Annotated in this window: 17 protein-coding genes; 14 read left to right on the top strand and 3 right to left on the bottom strand. The window is 62.2% G+C overall.

Annotated elements, in window-relative coordinates:
* Positions 1 to 86: 86 nt before the first annotated feature.
* The 10 genes from ACEOAC_RS15185 to ACEOAC_RS15140 all read left to right on the top strand — a co-directional run bounded on the left by ACEOAC_RS15185 (position 87) and on the right by ACEOAC_RS15140 (position 10,621).
* Positions 87 to 959, top strand: coding sequence for a CheR family methyltransferase (locus tag ACEOAC_RS15185; RefSeq protein ID WP_241812669.1), 873 nt, complete (start codon positions 87 to 89; stop codon positions 957 to 959).
* Positions 956 to 1,561, top strand: coding sequence for a chemoreceptor glutamine deamidase CheD (cheD, locus tag ACEOAC_RS15180; protein ID WP_077237032.1), 606 nt, complete (start codon positions 956 to 958; stop codon positions 1,559 to 1,561). Before ACEOAC_RS15185 ends, cheD begins: the two co-directional genes overlap by 4 nt.
* Positions 1,562 to 1,610: 49 nt before the next feature.
* A complete protein-coding gene (locus ACEOAC_RS15175) occupies positions 1,611 to 2,687 on the top strand; it encodes a protein-glutamate methylesterase/protein-glutamine glutaminase (RefSeq protein ID WP_039876336.1) in 1,077 nt (358 codons plus the stop codon).
* A 177-nt stretch (positions 2,688 to 2,864) separates the two neighbouring features.
* A complete protein-coding gene (cheY, locus tag ACEOAC_RS15170; RefSeq protein ID WP_006712751.1) occupies positions 2,865 to 3,260 on the top strand; it encodes a chemotaxis response regulator CheY in 396 nt (131 codons plus the stop codon).
* Complete coding sequence (gene cheZ, locus ACEOAC_RS15165) at positions 3,253 to 3,912, top strand: protein phosphatase CheZ (protein ID WP_006712753.1); 660 nt, start codon at positions 3,253 to 3,255, stop codon at positions 3,910 to 3,912. The genes cheY and cheZ overlap by 8 nt, the downstream gene beginning before the upstream one ends.
* A gap of 363 nt (positions 3,913 to 4,275) precedes the next feature.
* Positions 4,276 to 5,451 (top strand): flagellar biosynthesis protein FlhB, encoded by a 1,176-nt coding sequence (gene flhB / locus ACEOAC_RS15160; RefSeq protein WP_039876338.1) that lies wholly within the window; start codon positions 4,276 to 4,278, stop codon positions 5,449 to 5,451.
* Positions 5,452 to 5,453: 2 nt separating this feature from the next.
* Positions 5,454 to 7,562: a flagellar biosynthesis protein FlhA gene (gene flhA / locus ACEOAC_RS15155; protein ID WP_006712755.1), complete on the top strand. Its 2,109-nt coding sequence runs from the start codon at positions 5,454 to 5,456 to the stop codon at positions 7,560 to 7,562.
* Positions 7,559 to 9,043 carry a flagellar biosynthesis protein FlhF gene (gene flhF / locus ACEOAC_RS15150; RefSeq protein ID WP_413628436.1) on the top strand — a complete coding sequence of 495 codons (1,485 nt, stop codon included), beginning with the start codon at positions 7,559 to 7,561 and terminating at the stop codon, positions 9,041 to 9,043. The genes flhA and flhF overlap by 4 nt, the downstream gene beginning before the upstream one ends.
* A gap of 34 nt (positions 9,044 to 9,077) precedes the next feature.
* On the top strand, positions 9,078 to 9,878 hold the full coding sequence (locus tag ACEOAC_RS15145) for a MinD/ParA family protein (RefSeq protein ID WP_077237254.1): 801 nt from the start codon (positions 9,078 to 9,080) through the stop codon (positions 9,876 to 9,878).
* A gap of 5 nt (positions 9,879 to 9,883) precedes the next feature.
* A complete protein-coding gene (locus ACEOAC_RS15140) occupies positions 9,884 to 10,621 on the top strand; it encodes an RNA polymerase sigma factor FliA (RefSeq protein ID WP_006462687.1) in 738 nt (245 codons plus the stop codon).
* Positions 10,622 to 10,849: 228 nt separating this feature from the next.
* Here ACEOAC_RS15140 and ACEOAC_RS15135 read toward each other — a convergent pair whose 3' ends face one another.
* The 3 genes from ACEOAC_RS15135 to flgA all read right to left on the bottom strand — a co-directional run bounded on the left by ACEOAC_RS15135 (position 10,850) and on the right by flgA (position 12,589).
* Positions 10,850 to 11,308, bottom strand: a complete 459-nt coding sequence (locus tag ACEOAC_RS15135; protein ID WP_413444296.1) for a flagella synthesis protein FlgN — start codon at positions 11,306 to 11,308, stop codon at positions 10,850 to 10,852.
* 30 nt (positions 11,309 to 11,338) lie between these two features.
* Positions 11,339 to 11,659 (bottom strand): flagellar biosynthesis anti-sigma factor FlgM, encoded by a 321-nt coding sequence (gene flgM, locus ACEOAC_RS15130; protein ID WP_241812664.1) that lies wholly within the window; start codon positions 11,657 to 11,659, stop codon positions 11,339 to 11,341.
* A 183-nt stretch (positions 11,660 to 11,842) separates the two neighbouring features.
* Positions 11,843 to 12,589 carry a flagellar basal body P-ring formation chaperone FlgA gene (gene flgA / locus ACEOAC_RS15125; protein WP_413444295.1) on the bottom strand — a complete coding sequence of 249 codons (747 nt, stop codon included), beginning with the start codon at positions 12,587 to 12,589 and terminating at the stop codon, positions 11,843 to 11,845.
* 221 nt (positions 12,590 to 12,810) lie between these two features.
* Here flgA and flgB point away from each other — a divergent pair, with 221 nt between their 5' ends.
* Genes flgB through flgE form a run of 4 tightly spaced genes read left to right on the top strand, consistent with a single transcriptional unit; the run spans position 12,811 to position 15,747 of the window.
* Positions 12,811 to 13,239 carry a flagellar basal body rod protein FlgB gene (flgB, locus tag ACEOAC_RS15120; RefSeq protein WP_413444294.1) on the top strand — a complete coding sequence of 143 codons (429 nt, stop codon included), beginning with the start codon at positions 12,811 to 12,813 and terminating at the stop codon, positions 13,237 to 13,239.
* A 6-nt stretch (positions 13,240 to 13,245) separates the two neighbouring features.
* Positions 13,246 to 13,650, top strand: coding sequence for a flagellar basal body rod protein FlgC (flgC, locus tag ACEOAC_RS15115; protein WP_006462682.1), 405 nt, complete (start codon positions 13,246 to 13,248; stop codon positions 13,648 to 13,650).
* A gap of 18 nt (positions 13,651 to 13,668) precedes the next feature.
* Entirely contained in the window at positions 13,669 to 14,391 is a 723-nt protein-coding gene (locus ACEOAC_RS15110) for a flagellar hook assembly protein FlgD (RefSeq protein ID WP_413444293.1), read from the top strand.
* Positions 14,392 to 14,430: 39 nt separating this feature from the next.
* Positions 14,431 to 15,747: a flagellar hook protein FlgE gene (flgE, locus tag ACEOAC_RS15105; protein WP_413444292.1), complete on the top strand. Its 1,317-nt coding sequence runs from the start codon at positions 14,431 to 14,433 to the stop codon at positions 15,745 to 15,747.
* Positions 15,748 to 15,767 lie beyond the last annotated feature (20 nt).

Below are 15,767 nucleotides of genomic sequence, written 5' to 3'. Positions count from 1 at the left end.
GACGAGGGGACGCTCGCCCGCATGGGACGGGCGATAGACAGCAAGTGGCCGGCCTGCGAGCGGGCTGCGCGAGGGAAGGAAAGACAGTGAAGCCTACGGTGCCAAGCAAGGGCGAATCATCCGGCAAGGAGTTCGATTTCAATAGCCGTGATTTCGAGCGCGTGCGTGGCCTGATCTACCAGCGGGCCGGGATCGCCCTGGCCGACAGCAAGCAGGAGATGGTGTACAGCCGCCTGGCGCGGCGCCTTCGGGCCACCGGCATCACTTCCTTCCAGCAGTATCTCGACATGCTCGAACGCACCCACGACTCCGACGAGTGGGAAGCCTTCACCAACGCCCTGACCACCAACCTGACCTCGTTCTTCCGCGAGGCTCACCATTTCCCCATCCTGGCGGATTTCCTCAAGACCCTGAAGGAGCCGGCCACCATCTGGTGCTCGGCGGCTTCTACCGGGGAAGAGCCCTATACCATCGCCATGACCGCCTGCGAGGCCTATGGCTCGATGACGCCACCGGTGCAGATCGTGGCCACCGACATCGATACCAATGTCCTGGCCACCGGCGCCAATGGCGTCTATCCCATGGAGCGCATCGAAAAGATGTCGCCCGAACGGGTCAAGAAGTTTTTCCTGCGCGGCAAGGGTAACCATGAGGGTTACGTGCGCGTGCGCCCGGAATTGCGCAAGCTGATCACCTTCAAGCAACTGAACCTGCTGGCCGATGGCTGGCCCATCAACGGTCAGTTCGATGTGATCTTCTGTCGCAACGTGATGATCTATTTCGATAAACCTACCCAGAGCAAGATCCTGTCCCGATTCGTTCCATTGATGAAGCCTCATGCCTTGCTGTTCGCCGGCCATTCGGAGAACTTCCTGTATGTCTCCGATGCCCTCAAGCTCAAAGGCAAGACGGTCTATGAACTCAACGCAACGCAGCGTGGCGCAAGGACCAAGCCATGAGTCAGGCGTCCGAGCAGATTGCCACCAATCTCTACTACGACCGCACCTTCGATTGCGACGCCGCCAAGATCCTGCCGGGCGAGTATTACTTCACCGGCAAGGACATGATGATCGTCACCGTGCTGGGCTCCTGCGTCTCGGCCTGTATCCGGGATCGTGTCTCCGGCATTGGTGGCATGAACCATTTCATGTTGCCCGACGGGGGGGGTGACGATGGCAGTCCGATCTCGGCCTCGGCCCGTTATGGCACCTATGCCATGGAAGTGCTGATCAACGAAGTGCTCAAGGCCGGGGCCCGGCGCGAAAACCTGGAAGCCAAGGTATTCGGCGGCGGCAACGTGCTACGCGGCTTTTCGGCCATCAACGTGGGCGAGCGCAATGCCGAATTCGTACGGCGCTACCTCAAGGCAGAAAACATCCGTGTGGTGGCCGAGGACCTGAACGATATCTATCCCCGCAAGGTGTATTTCTTCCCCCGTACCGGCAAGGTGCTGGTGAAAAAGCTGAAACAGATGCACAACAATACCCTGGTGGACCGCGAAAAAGCCTACGCCAGCAAGCTGGTCACCAAGCCGGTGGGCGGCGAGGTGGACCTGTTCTGACGGCCATGATCAGTCAGCAGGGTGATTCCGAAATTAGAGTGATTGAGTGATGAAAATTAAAGTTCTTATCGTCGACGACTCCGCACTGATTCGCAGTGTCATGCGCGAAATCATCGGCAGCCAGCCGGACATGGAAGTGGTGGGCGTGGCGCCCGACCCGATCATCGCCCGCGAGCTGATCAAGCAGACCAACCCGGACGTGCTGACGCTGGACGTGGAAATGCCGCGCATGGACGGCCTGGATTTCCTAGAAAAGCTGATGCGCCTGCGCCCCATGCCGGTGGTGATGGTGTCTTCGCTGACCGAGCGTGGTTCCGAAATCACCCTGCGGGCGCTGGAACTGGGCGCCATCGATTTCGTCACCAAGCCCAAGATCTCCATCCAGAGCGGCATGCAGGAATATGCCGACATGATCGCCGACAAGATCCGCGCCGCCGCCAAGGCCCGCGTGCGCGCTCGCCCGTCACGTGCGGCCGAGCAGGCTGCCACCCCCGGCGAGGCCTTGCCGCAGATCCGCAATCCGCTCACCAGTAGCGAAAAGCTGATCATCATCGGTGCTTCCACCGGCGGCACCGAGGCCATCAAGGAATTCCTGATCCGCATGCCTTCCGACTGCCCCGGCATCCTGATCACCCAGCATATGCCCGAAGGATTCACCCGTTCCTTCGCTCAGCGCCTGAACAACCTGTGCAAGATTTCAGTGGTGGAATCGGCCGGCAACGAGCGCGTGCTCCCGGGGCACGCCTATATTGCACCCGGCCATTCCCACCTGAAGCTGGTGCGCAGCGGCGCCAACTACATGACCCAGCTCGACCAGGGCCCGCCGGTGAACCGCCACCGGCCGTCAGTGGATGTGCTGTTCCAGTCGGCTGCGACCTGCGCCGGCAAGAACGCCGTGGGCGTGATCCTGACCGGTATGGGCAAGGACGGCGCACAGGGCATGCTGGAAATGCGCAATGCCGGCGCCTACAACTTTGCCCAGGACGAGGCCTCCTGCGTGGTCTTCGGCATGCCCCGCGAAGCCATCGCCATTGGTGCGGCGCATGAGGTTCTTTCACTGCAGGCCATGCCGGGCAGGGTACTGGCGTGGCTGGCGGAACACGGAAGCCGTGCCCTGCGGGTTTGAAGCCGCGCGATACGCTTATTGTTCTGCCAAATTTGCTGTTGCTGCACTACAATGCGTTGCATATGAGAGGCAGCCTGAGGGTTCACCTCAAGCTGGGAAGATAAGAAGGATTCGGTTCAAGTGAGCGTAGGCACTTGCCGTTATCCACGAATTCAATTGTTCAGATGGAGTCTTAGCATGTCGGGTCCCAATACCAAGTTCTTAGTCGTCGACGATTTCTCGACCATGCGCCGCATCGTGCGCAATCTGCTCAAGGAATTGGGCTACACCAATGTGGACGAGGCCGAAGATGGCGTGCAGGCGCTGCAAAAGCTGCGTAGCGACCAGTTCGATTTCGTCGTCTCCGACTGGAACATGCCCAACATGGATGGCCTGACCATGCTGCAGGAAATCCGCAAGGACCCGGCCCTGTCCAAGCTGCCCGTGCTGATGGTCACCGCCGAAGCCAAGAAGGAAAACATCGTCGCTGCTGCCCAGGCGGGTGCCAACGGCTACGTGGTCAAGCCTTTCACCGCGGCCACGCTGGATGAGAAGCTGGGCAAGATCTTCGAAAAGATGGCTGCAGGTGGCTGAGGTGGAAGGCGGCCTCAATCCCGCCCGTACCGCGTCCACCGAGGGTGCCGCGGTCAGCGAAGAGGTATTGGTCCGTATCGGCCACATGACGCGCAACCTGCACGACAGCTTGCGCGGTCTGGGCTTCGACCGCCTGCTGGAGCGCGCCGCCAGCGACATGCCCGACGCGCGTGACCGCCTGGAATACGTGGCCCGCATGACCGAACAGGCCGCCCAGCGTGTGCTCAATGCCACTGAACTGGCCAGCCCCTTGCAGGAGCGCATCCACGACGGTGCCGGCGAGCTCAAGGCGCAGTGGGAAGCGGCTACCGCCGGCAGCTTCTCGGAAGCCCAGTACCGCGAACTGGGTGCCCGCACCTCGGCCTTCCTGGCGCAGGCTGGCGAAGACAGCAGCGTGACCAAGCAGCAACTGCTGGACATCATGATGGCGCAGGATTTCCAGGACCTGACGGGTCAGGTCATCAAGCGCGTCACCAAGCTGGCACACGACCTGGAGTCGCAACTGGTGCAACTGCTGGTCGATTACTCGCCCTCGGAAACCAAGCGTGAAGACACGGGCCTGCTCAATGGCCCCCAGATCGACCCGGCCGGCAAGGATGTCATTGCCAACCAGGGGCAGGTGGACGATCTGCTGGAGAGCCTGGGCTTCTGATCCTGCGGGTATCTTCATCGAAGGCCTTGCATATTGTCTGATGGGCAATATGCAAGGCCTTCGTCATTGTTGCTGGTTTAGCATGTCGTGGAAATGCCACGTATCACATTCAACATGCAAATCTGACTTTGCCCTGTGTCTCCTATGCCGGAAGAAGCGTGCGGCACACCGCCTTCGAGACGCGCCGTTCTGTCCAAGGCAGAGCCTGGGGCTTTTGCCTAGTCCGAAATGGGGGACGTTTTCGCCCCTATTCCCGTGATGATGGCGCCTCCCGGTCGCCAATAATCCTAGCCTATTGTTCTAGAAATCCGTCCAGCGCACGCGACGCCGGGGGGCAAGCAGTTTTGCAGGGGGATACGGCGGATGGCCGAAGACAGCGATATGGAGCGGACAGAACCCGCCACGAGTAAACGCATTGAGCGTGCTCGTGAGCAGGGTGATGTGCCGCGCTCGCGCGAGCTGGCCACTTGCCTGATGCTGCTGGTGGGCGGTAGTTGCGTCTGGGCCTTCAGCGGCCCGGTCGTGACCAGCCTGGACCGCATCATGGTCGCTACCCTGAGCATGGAGCGCGCGGCGGCCTTCGATCCGGTGGTGCTGTTCAACATGCTCAGCGCCCATCTGCTGGATGTGGCCATTGCCATGATCCCCATCGCCTTCATGATGACCCTGGCTGCCATGGCCGCGCCCCTGATGCTGGGAGGCTGGCTGTTCAACGTCGAATCACTGGCCCCCAAGTTCAGCAAGCTCAATCCCATCAGCGGTTTTGGCAACATGTTCTCGGTCAACTCCCTGGTCGAGCTGGGCAAGGCTGTCCTCAAGACGCTGCTGGTGGGGACCGTTGCCTGGTTGGCCATTCGCGGCCAGATTGATGCCGTGCTGGGGCTGGGCGTGGAATCGCTCAAGACCGCCGGCGCCCATTCGGCGTATCTGCTATGGGTGAGCTTCATCACCATCGTGTCGGCGCTGATCCTCATTGCCGTACTGGACGTCCCTTATCAGATCTGGAACTACGGCCGCAAGCTGCGCATGACGCGTGAAGAGGTCAAGCAGGAGCACAAGGAATCCGAAGGCGATCCTCACGTCAAGGGCAAGATCCGCGCAATGCAGCGCGCCATGGCACGCCGCCGCATGATGGCCGAGGTGCCTACCGCCGACGTGGTGGTGACCAACCCGACCCACTATGCGGTCGCGCTGAAATATACCGAAGGCAAGATGGGTGCACCCAAGGTGGTGGCCAAGGGTGCCGACGACATCGCCGCCAAGATCCGCGAACTGGCGCGCGAGCACAAGGTGCCGCTGCTGGAAGCACCGCCCCTGGCGCGCGCCTTGCACACCCATACCGAGATCGGCGACGAGATCCCCGAAGCCCTTTATACCGCCGTGGCCGAGGTGCTGGCCTACGTGTTCCAGTTGCGCACCTTTGGCAAGTTCGGTGGCGACCGTCCGGTGGAACCGACCGACCTGGCCGTGCCCAAGGACCTCGATCCGGCCACTGCCCCTCCCAAGACACGCGGCCCCAAGAATAGAAGCAGGCAGTAACGATGGCGACCAAACTCAATACGATGAAAATTCCGGCCTGGGTGCCGATCAAGAGCGGCAAGGCCTTCGCCGCGCCGATCCTGATCGTCATGATGCTGGCGATGATGGTGCTGCCGCTGCCAGCCTTCATGCTGGACCTGCTGTTCAGCTTCAACATCTCGCTCTCGGTGATTGTGCTGATGACGGCGCTCTATACTGTCAAGCCGCTGGATTTCATCGCCTTCCCGGCGGTGCTGCTGGTGTCGACCATGCTGCGACTGTCACTGAACGTGGCCTCGACCCGGGTCGTGCTGACCGAGGGCCATACCGGCCCGGACGCCGCCGGCAAGGTGATCGAAGCCTTCGGTCACTTCCTGATCGGCGGCAACTACACGGTCGGTATCGTGGTGTTCGTGATCCTGACCATCATCAACTTCATGGTGGTGACCAAGGGTGCCGGCCGTATCGCCGAAGTGGGCGCGCGCTTCACCTTGGATGCGATGCCGGGCAAGCAGATGGCGATCGACGCCGACCTCAACGCCGGCCTGATCGGTGAGCCCGAGGCCCGCGCCCGCCGCAAGGAAGTGGCACAGGAGTCGGAGTTCTACGGTGCCATGGACGGTGCCTCCAAGTACGTGCGCGGCGACGCCATCGCCGGCATCATCGTGACCGTGGTCAACATCGTCGGCGGTCTGGTGGTGGGGATGGTCCAGCACGACCTGGCCTTCGACGCCGCACTGAAGAACTACACGCTGCTGGCCATCGGTGATGGCCTGGTGGCGCAGATTCCCTCGCTGATCATTTCGACGGCCGCCGGTGTGGTGGTCTCGCGCGTGGCCAACGACCAGGACGTGGGCGGCCAGCTGATCAACCAGCTCTTCGCCAAGCCGGAAGTGCTCTACATCACCGCCGTCATCATCGGCGGCATGGGCCTGATCCCGGGCATGCCGCATATCGCCTTCCTGCTGCTGGCGGCTGCCATGGGCGGTGGTGCGTATGCCATCAGCAAGCGCGTCCAGACCGCCAAGGCCGAAAGTGCTGCCGCCACGCCGCAAGCCGCAGCGGCTGCTGCCGCGCCCGCCGAGGGCGAGGAGGCCAGCTGGAATGACGTCATGCCGGTCGATACCCTGGGCCTGGAAGTGGGCTACCGCCTCATCCCGCTGGTGGACAAGGGGCAGGGCGGCGAACTGCTCAAGCGCATCAAGGGCATCCGCAAGAAATTCGCCCAGGAAGTCGGCTTCCTGTCACCGCCCATCCATATCCGCGACAATCTGGAATTGAAACCCTCGGCCTACCGCATCACCCTCAAAGGCGTGGAAGTGGGCAATGGCGAGGCGCATGCCGGCCAGTACCTGGCGATCAACCCGGGCATGGTGACCGGCCCCTTGCCGGGCATGATGACTTCCGACCCGGCCTTCGGTCTGCCGGCCGTCTGGATCGACAACAGCCTGCGCGAACAGGCCTCGACCATGGGCTATACCGTGGTCGACGCCGGCACCGTCGTCGCCACCCACCTGAACCACCTGATCACCACCCATGCTTCCGAGCTGCTGGGCCGCCAGGAAGTTCAGAGCCTGCTGGACCATCTGGCCAAGGAAGCGCCCAAGCTGGTGGAAGATCTGGTGCCGAAGATGTTGCCCCTGGGTACCTTGCAGAAAGTGTTGCAGAACCTGCTCACCGAAGGCGTGCACATTCGCGATATGCGCACTATCATCGAAACCTTGGCCGAGCACGCCGCGCGCATCCAGGACCCGACCGATCTCACGGCCATCGTCCGCATCGCGCTGGGTCGGGCCATCGTGCAACAGATTTTCCCGGGCGAGAGCGAGTTGCCGGTCATGGCGCTGGACTCCAAGCTCGAACGTCTGCTCATGCAGGCGCTGCAGGCCAGCGGCGACACCGGCGGTATCGAGCCGGGTCTGGCCGATTCGCTGGTGCAGCAGACCGAAATCGCGGCGCAGCGCCAGGAGCAGCTCGGTTATGCGCCGGTACTGCTGGTGGGGGCGCCGCTGCGCACGCTGATGGCGCGCTTCCTGCGTCGTGCCATGCCGCAGTTGCGCGTGTTGTCGCACGCTGAAGTGCCAGAATCGAAAACGATTAAAGTTACCAGCCTAGTTGGAGGGCAAGCATGAACGTCAAGAAATTTATCGCCAATTCTTCTCGCGAGGCCTGGCGTCAGGTCCGCGAGGCGCTTGGCCCGGATGCCGTCATTCTCTCCAACCGCAATATTCCCGACGGGGTGGAGATCCTGGCCATGGCCAACGAGGATATGACCACCCTGGTGGCACCCACCGGTGCGCGCGAAGCTGGGGCTCGCCCGCAGGCGGCCTCGCTGCAGCAGCAATCCGGTCTGCCGCCGGCGCAGCAGCCCAAGCGTCCCGCACTGCTGTCTTCGCCGCTGGCGCAGCAGTCGGGCCGCGCCCTGCGTACCGAGCAGGCGCCCCTGCTGGACCAGCCGGCCCAGGGTCGGGCGCCCGCCCGCGCAGCAGAAGCTGCACCCGGCCCCGATGCGCGCGTCTGGCGCAGCCGTCGTGCCGGCAGTGCCGCGGCCCAGCCGCCAGCGGCCGGGGCTGCTGATGCTGCCGAACAGGATCAGCGTCCGCGTTCGGCGCTGCCTGAATTCGACGGCAAGGACTACGACGAGATCCTGTCCGAGGTGATGAGCGAAATCCGCTCCATGCGTGGCGTGCTGGAAACCCAGCTGGCCGAGATTTCCTGGGGTGGCGCGCAAAAGCGTGAGCCGCTCAAGGGCATCGTCCTGAAGGAAATGCTGGCCGCCGGCTTCTCGGCCAGCCTGTCCCGCCTGATCACCGAAAACCTGCCGTCCAACTCCAAGTCGCAGGACATCATGTTCTGGGTCAAGTCGGTCTTGGCGCGCAATCTCAACACCCTGGCCAACGAGAACGAACTGCTGGAAAACGGCGGCGTCTTCGCCCTGGTCGGCCCCACCGGCGTGGGCAAGACCACCACCACCGCCAAGCTGGCCGCACGCTGCGTGATGCGCCATGGCTCCGGCAAGCTGGCCTTGATCACCACCGACGGCTACCGTATCGGCGGCTACGAACAATTGCGCATCTACGGCAAGATCCTGGGCGTGATGGTGCACTCGGTCAAGGATGAGACCGACCTGCGCATCGCCCTGGAAGAACTCAAGGGCAAGCACACCGTGCTCATCGATACCGCAGGGGTAGGCCAGCGCGACCAGATGGTGGCCGAGCAGGACGCCATGCTGGCCGGTGCCGGCGTGGACATCAAGCGCCTGCTGTGCCTGAACGCCACTGCCACCGGCGGTACCCTCAATGAAGTGGTGCATGCCTATTCCAGCTCCGGTCTGGCCGGCTGCATCATCACCAAGCTTGATGAAGCTGCCACCATCGGCAACGTGCTAGACGTGGTGATCCGCCACAAGCTCAACCTGCACTACGTCGCCAACGGCCAGCGCGTGCCGGAAGACCTGCACGTGGCCAACAAGCTGTACCTGGCAGACCGTGCTTTCAAGCAGAAACGCGAGACCGCCCCTTTTGAATTCCAGGAAGGCGAACTGCCCGGCGTGATCGGCCCCACCGCGATGTCCATGAACGACAAAGGTTTGCGCGAGGTGAGCTTTGGCTAGTTACGATATCGACCAGGCGGCCGGACTGCGCCGGATGCTGGAGCGTCCGGTCCCCCGACTGTTCACTTTCTTCTCGGTGCTGGGTGAAGAAGAGAAGAGCGCCATGCTTATCAATATTGCCGCCTCCCTGTCGCAGGCCAAGCATAACGTGCTGGTTGTCGATGGCGACGTGGCCAGTACCGGCCTGCTGACCCGCATCGGCCTGCGCCACGACGTCGCCACCTTGCAGGAAGTGGCGCGTGCCGAACGCCCCTTGCGCGAGGCCACCCGCATGCTGCCCGAAGGTTTTGCCATGGCCCGCATCGCCCGCCGTACCGTGCCGGCGGCCAGCGATCCCCAGGCCGGCCGTCTGGCCGAGATTTTCGACAGCCTCATTGAGCAGGCCGAGATCACCCTCGTCAATGGCGTGCTGGCCAGCGATCAGTCCTTGCCGGTGCCGACCATGGAAATGGGCGAGATCGTGATCCAGGTCTCGACCACGGCCACCTCGATCAAGGCCGCCTATGTGCTCCTGAAGAGCCTGAGCGACCGTATCGGACGCCGTCCCTTCAGCCTGATCGTCAATGACGCCACCGAGGCCGAGGCGCGCACCGTCTACGCCAACATGGCCCAGGCCGCCAGCCGCTATCTGGCAGCGCAGTTGAATTTCCTCGGCGCCATCCCGGCCGACGACCATATCCGCCGTGCTACCGGCCAGGGGCGGGCGGTGATGGATGTGTTTCCCTTTGCCGGTGCGGCGCTGGCCTTCCAGCGCCTGTCCAAGCAATTCACGGCGGCCGATACGGCCCGCAGCACTTACGGAATGGCAACCGATGGTGCAAGCCTGGGAGTGTGACGTGCATGTATAACGTCAAGGGAAAAAAGGGCAAGAACGATGTGCTGGAGCAGCATGCGCCGCTGGTCAAGAAACTGGCGCATCAGCTCAAGGCCAAATTGCCCCCTAGCGTAGAGGTGGACGACCTGATCCAGGCCGGCATGATGGGCTTGCTCGACGCCGTCAACCGCTACGAAGAGACCCATGGCGCGCAATTCGAGACCTATGCCGTCCAACGCATTCGCGGTGCCATGCTGGACGAGCTGCGCAGCAGCGACTGGCTGCCGCGCAGCATCCGTCAGAACGCCCGCAAGGTAGACGAAGCCATGCAGGCCTTGCTGCAGCAGCTCGGTCGCCAGCCGCAGGAAACCGAAGTGGCGCAGCACCTCAAGATCAGCCTCACCGAGTATCAGTCGCTGCTCAGCGAATGCGGTGGGCACCAGTTGATCTACTACGAGGATTTCCACGACGACGATGGTGGCCATGAACATTTCCTGGACCGCTACCAGACCGCCGAGTCCGACGACGACCCGCTGCAGAACCTGATCAATGGCGGCTTCCGCGAAGCCGTGGTGGACTCCATCAAGGCCCTGCCCGAGCGCGAGCAGATCCTGATGGCCCTCTACTACGAGCAGGAAATGAACCTCAAGGAGATCGGCGCCGTCATGGGCGTGTCCGAATCTCGCGTGTGCCAGCTGCACAGCCAGGCGATCTCACGCATGCGTTCCTATCTGCGGGAGCATTCGTGGAGTGGGGTGGCCTGAGAAGTGATTTGCGTCCGGGAGGATGGCTCCGGCATGCTTTAACGGCTCCTTCGGGAGCCGTTTTCAATTCCATCGAGCTCTTGTGTGCCGCCTTGGGTCTGACCCAGCTTGCGCTGAGCAGGTAAAGCTTGAGGCACCTGCACGGCACAAAAAAAGACCCCGAGGCATGGCGCTCGGGGTCTTTGAATCTGCGGCGATTGCGCCCGTGGCGCTCGGCTTGGAGGGTGGTCAGACCACGCCGAGCCTGCGGCCGGAAGATTTGATGCTGTTCTGTCCATCCGGTCCATAGAAGTTACCGGTGCCGGTCTTGCCTTGCAGGATGGTCAGTGCGCTCTGGTTGATCGAAAGCTTCTTGCCGATCAGCAAGCCATTGACGCGGTTGAGCTCCTTGGCATCCTGGGCCAGTTCGAACAGGCTGGCCCAGACGTCCTTGTCGGCGTCGCTGCCATGTTCGTTCATCCACTGCTGCATGCCGGCCTCGTCTTCGCTGTAACCCAGGCTGCCCAGCAGGCTGTGGCGGTTACCGGCCAGCGTGGCCATGTCGGAAACGATGGTGGCTTTTTCGGAAATGATGTCGGTCAGGCCTTCGGCGGTGGCTTCAGCCAGCAAGGCCTGTTCCTGATTCAGTTTTTCGACCAGGCGGGACAGGGCAGCGTGTTCCAGAGGCAGGTTGCTGGCCGGATTCATGCGGGTCATCCTGTGCGAAGGCAGTGACGATCAGGCCGGACGGGCGCTGATCAGGGTCTTGACGGTGTCGATCAGGCCATTGGCCACTTTTTCCGGATCGATCTGGAAGGTGCCGTTGGCGATGGCAGCCTTGATTTCGGCCACTTTCTTGGCATCGAAACTGCTGCTGTTGCTGTTGACCTTGGTTTCCAGCGACTGATAGGTGCTGGACAGGCGCACGCTATCGGAAGTGGCTGCAGTGGCCGCGGCACCATTGCTGGCAGCAGCGCCGGCGGGGGCGTTGTTGCGAGGCTGGGCCTGGGTCTGCTCGCTGTTGAGGGCAGCGGATTTGAGGGCGTCGTTAACGTTCACGGCAGTATTCCTTGTAGGGTGGGGGCGCATCGCACCCGCCTGTCGTATGGATTATCGACCAGTTCTGCGCAAACTTTAACATCCAGGGCGCCAAAATGACGAAATGGGAGAAATTTTCTTCACATTTCCGACGCCCGGCTGCAGATCCCGGCTAGACAGTCCTTTCTTCAGGATTGCCCTCTATCAATAGTTGATTTCCAGAATGCCGCCCGCCTTGGCGATGCCGCTGACCACTTGCCCGGCGGCGGTTCGCGCCTGTGCCATCTGGCCTTCATTGGCGTTGGTCATGGCGCGCGCTTCCGTGGAAATCTGGAAGCCCGGGCCGATCGAGACGACCCGTACCGACTGTCCTTGTTGTACCACCCGCTGGTTGCGGATGGCGTCCATGCGCAGCGGGGTTCCTGCGCGCAAGGACATGTTGGCGACCCGGCCCACCACCTGGGCTTCTTCGGTGATCACCCCGCTGGGCAGGCTGGACATGTCACCGCGGATGCGGGTGATGTCGCTGGCGCTGATGGTCTGGCCCTGCGCCAGCGGCACGGCGGCCACCAGGTAGTCGGAAATGACCTGGACATTGGCGCGCAGATAAATCGTCCAGGGGGAGGGTGCCATGCACTTGACGCCCACCGTGGTGCGGCCCCACAGGCGTCCGCCGTTGGGCATGAAGGCTTGCGGTTCGAGGCAGGAGGCCAGCGTCAGGCGCGGGTCGGCGGGATCGATGGTGATCGTGACACTGCCCGGCAGGCCGGAGGTCTGGCTGGCCAGGAATTGCTCGGCAACCTGTTGCAGAACTTGCAAGTTCTGCTTTTGCGGACCGTCGGGGGTATTTTGCGCAGCGACTGGCGAGGCGGTCGTCAATGCGCCGGCCAGCAAGGCCAGGGCGGCGATGGCACGGCGCAGTAGGCGCATGGGGCGAAAAGGATGTTTCATTTTGTGCAACTTGCCTGCAGCAGACATTGGCGAATCTTGGCAGCAATGGTACGTCGCGCGCGCGAGGTCAAAAGCGCAAACAGGGGAGGCTTTTATCTCTTTATCGCCCCTTAAAGTCCCGGGTGGAAACGTATGATCAAGCCTACGTAATTCCATCATCGGCGTAGTGTGCGACCGTCCCAGGCAGGGCGGCAGCGGCGCCGGTATTTCCGGAGGACCCGATGGTCTCTAAGCTCGACGATTTCTTCCGCTTCAATGAGATGGCGCTGAACCTGCGGGCACAGCGCCAACAGGTGCTGGCCTCCAATATCGCCAACGCCGATACGCCCAACTACAAGGCGCGGGACGTCAATTTTGCCGATGCGCTGAAAAACGCCCTCGACAATAAGGGCAGCGCCCTGCCGCCGCTGCAACTGGCCCGCACCGCTGCCTCGCACGTGGCCGGGACCGCACCCGACAACGGCCCGGGCAGCATCGGTGGTTCGCCCCTGCAGTACCGCACGGTGACCCAGGGTAGCGTGGACGGCAACACCGTCGACCTGGACGTGGAGCGCAATGAATTCGTCGACAACGGCATCCGCTACGAAGCCGGTGTCACCGCTGTAAACGGCCAGATCAAGGCCATGATTAACGCCATCCAACCGGGTTGATAAACCATGTCCCTTTCCAACATCTTCAACGTTGCCGGTTCGGCCATGAGTGCGCAGGCCCAGCGCCTCAATGCCACCGCCAGCAATATCGCCAACGCCGATAGCGCCACCGGCCCGGACGGCCGGCCCTACAAGGCCAAGCAGGTGGTCTTCGAGTCCATCCCCGTGGGCGATGTCAAGGATAGCGGCGTGAAAGTGGCCGCCGTGGTGGAAGACCAGGCGCCGCCCAAGCTGGTCTACGACCCCAAGCATCCCATGGCCGATGGCAATGGTTATGTCGCCATGCCCAACGTCAACCCGGTCGAGGAAATGGTCAACATGATCTCGGCTTCCCGCTCTTACCAGACCAATGTGGAAACGATGAATACGGCCAAGGCCATGCTGGTCAAGACCCTTACCATCGGACAATAGGAAACAGGACCTTAAATCATGGCAATCGTCTCCAATGACCTGCTCAATGCAATGAATGGCACGAGCAGCAGCTCGTCGACCAACAACTCGGCCAGTCTGAACGACAATAGCCCGGATGCGATCCAGAATCGCTTCCTGACGCTGCTGATTGCGCAGATGAAGAACCAGGACCCCAGCAACCCGATGGACAATTCGCAGCTGACCACGCAGATGGCGCAGCTGTCGACCGTCTCCGGCATCAGCCAGTTGAACGATTCGCTGGGTACGCTGATGGGCAATCTCAGTTCTTCGCAGGCGCTGTCCACGGCCAGCATGATCGGTCACAGCGTGCTGGCGCCGGGCAATAGCATTCAACTGACCTCGGATACCACCAAGGACGCCGACGGCAAGGACGTCACCAGCCAGAAGGCGGTGTTCGGTGTGAACCTGCCCAGCACGGCCTCTTCGGTCATCGTCACCGTCAAGGATTCCACCGGTGCTGTGGTGCGCACCATGGACCTGGGTACCCAGGCTGCCGGTGCCGTGCCCGTGATCTGGGATGGTACCAACGACGCCGGCGGCAAGGCTGCCGACGGCAACTACACCTTCACCGCCACCGCTTCCAACAATGGCACCCCGGTCGCGGTGACGGCGCTGGCCTTCGGTACGGTGGCCAGCGTGTCCACCGGCACGGACGGCGTCAAGCTCAATGTCACCAACGTTGGCACCATCAAGTCCAGCGACATCGTACAAATTCTTTAATCGTTATTACCGACATCATTCGGAACAAGGGGGTATCTCATGAGTTTTCAGCAAGGTCTGAGCGGACTGAACGGCGCAGCCAAGAGCCTGGACGTCATCGGTAATAACGTGGCCAACGCCAGCACGGTCGGTTTCAAGCAGTCGCAGACCCAGTTTGCCGACATGTACGCGAACTCGATGAACCGCTCCGGCAATTCGCCGGTGGGCATCGGCGTCACCGTGGCCAACGTGGCGCAGCAATTCACCCAGGGCAATATCAGTTCGTCCAACAACCCGCTGGATATCGCCATCAATGGCGACGGTTTCTTCCAGATGGCAGGTTCGCTGGAAGACAAGTCGCCCATGTATGGTCGCAATGGTCAGTTCCAGCTGGACAAGAGCGGTTACATCGTCAACCCGAGCATGAACGGCGCCTACCTGATGGGTTGGGCTGCTGGTGCCTCGGGCGGCGATCCGGTGCCGCTGCAGATCGATACCTCGTCCATCCCGGCGACCACCACCACCTCGATCAGCACCAAGGTCAACCTGGATTCCCGGTTGAGCAAGCCGACCACCACGCCTTTCAACGCGGCTGATCCGACTACCTACAACAACTCCACTGGCGTCACCATCTACGACAGCCTGGGTAACCCGTACAGCGTGCAGACCTATTACGTCAAGCACGACCCGGATACCACGGTGACCCCGCCGACCACCAGCTGGGACGTGTACGCCAAGGTCGGCGACCAGACCCTGGTGACCACCTCCGGCGGTACTACGCCCTTGTCGCTGGGAACGATGAAGTTCGATTCCACCGGCTCGCTCATCGGTGTGTTCGATTCCACCGGTACGCAGATCACCAGTGGCCTGATGAGCCTGGACCTGACCGCCGCTGGTCCCAATGCCAACATCGCTGCAGGTGGTGGCAACTTCGCCAGCGCCATCACGTTGAGCTATGCCGGCTCGACCCAGACCGGTTCGGCCTTCGTCAACCTGGCGCAAAACCAGAACGGCATGCCGCCGGGAACCCTGTCGAGCTTCTCCATCGACAAGGACGGCAACATCGTCGGTTCCTACAGCAACCAGCAGACCAAGAACCTGGGTACCGTGGTGCTGGTGAACTTCGCCAACCCGAATGGCCTGCAGCCGCTGGGCAACAACCTGTATGCGGCCACCGGCGCGGCCGGCAGCCCGCTGGTGGGCAAGCCCTCCACTGGCACGTTCGGTAGCCTGCAGGCGCGCGCGGTGGAAGACTCCAACGTCGACCTGACCGCTGAACTGGTCAACATGATCGTGGCGCAGCGCGTCTACCAGGCCAACTCGCAGACCATCAAGGTGCAGGACACCGTGCTGCAGACCCTGGTCAGCCTGCGCTGATAATGGCTTGATCGCGCGCC

Origin of the sequence: Herbaspirillum frisingense, from assembly GCF_047325095.1 — a bacterium.
Taxonomy (GTDB): domain Bacteria; phylum Pseudomonadota; class Gammaproteobacteria; order Burkholderiales; family Burkholderiaceae_D; genus Herbaspirillum; species Herbaspirillum frisingense.
The sequence above is the reverse complement of the archived record's forward strand: the minus strand, read 5'-3'. Positions and strand labels throughout refer to the sequence as shown.

Bases quoted from the DNA above. Each gene is read 5' to 3' on its own strand.
- cheD (WP_077237032.1), top strand. From the start codon at position 956: ATGAGTCAGGCGTCCGAGCAGATTGCCACCAATCTCTACTACGACCGC.
- ACEOAC_RS15175 (WP_039876336.1), top strand. From the start codon at position 1,611: ATGAAAATTAAAGTTCTTATCGTCGACGACTCCGCACTGATTCGCAGT.
- cheY (WP_006712751.1), top strand. From the start codon at position 2,865: ATGTCGGGTCCCAATACCAAGTTCTTAGTCGTCGACGATTTCTCGACC.
- flhB (WP_039876338.1), top strand. From the start codon at position 4,276: ATGGCCGAAGACAGCGATATGGAGCGGACAGAACCCGCCACGAGTAAA.
- flhA (WP_006712755.1), top strand. From the start codon at position 5,454: ATGGCGACCAAACTCAATACGATGAAAATTCCGGCCTGGGTGCCGATC.
- flhF (WP_413628436.1), top strand. From the start codon at position 7,559: ATGAACGTCAAGAAATTTATCGCCAATTCTTCTCGCGAGGCCTGGCGT.
- ACEOAC_RS15145 (WP_077237254.1), top strand. From the start codon at position 9,078: ATGCTGGAGCGTCCGGTCCCCCGACTGTTCACTTTCTTCTCGGTGCTG.
- ACEOAC_RS15140 (WP_006462687.1), top strand. From the start codon at position 9,884: ATGTATAACGTCAAGGGAAAAAAGGGCAAGAACGATGTGCTGGAGCAG.
- ACEOAC_RS15135 (WP_413444296.1), bottom strand. From the start codon at position 11,308: ATGAATCCGGCCAGCAACCTGCCTCTGGAACACGCTGCCCTGTCCCGC.
- flgA (WP_413444295.1), bottom strand. From the start codon at position 12,589: ATGAAACATCCTTTTCGCCCCATGCGCCTACTGCGCCGTGCCATCGCC.
- flgB (WP_413444294.1), top strand. From the start codon at position 12,811: ATGGTCTCTAAGCTCGACGATTTCTTCCGCTTCAATGAGATGGCGCTG.
- flgC (WP_006462682.1), top strand. From the start codon at position 13,246: ATGTCCCTTTCCAACATCTTCAACGTTGCCGGTTCGGCCATGAGTGCG.
- ACEOAC_RS15110 (WP_413444293.1), top strand. From the start codon at position 13,669: ATGGCAATCGTCTCCAATGACCTGCTCAATGCAATGAATGGCACGAGC.
- flgE (WP_413444292.1), top strand. From the start codon at position 14,431: ATGAGTTTTCAGCAAGGTCTGAGCGGACTGAACGGCGCAGCCAAGAGC.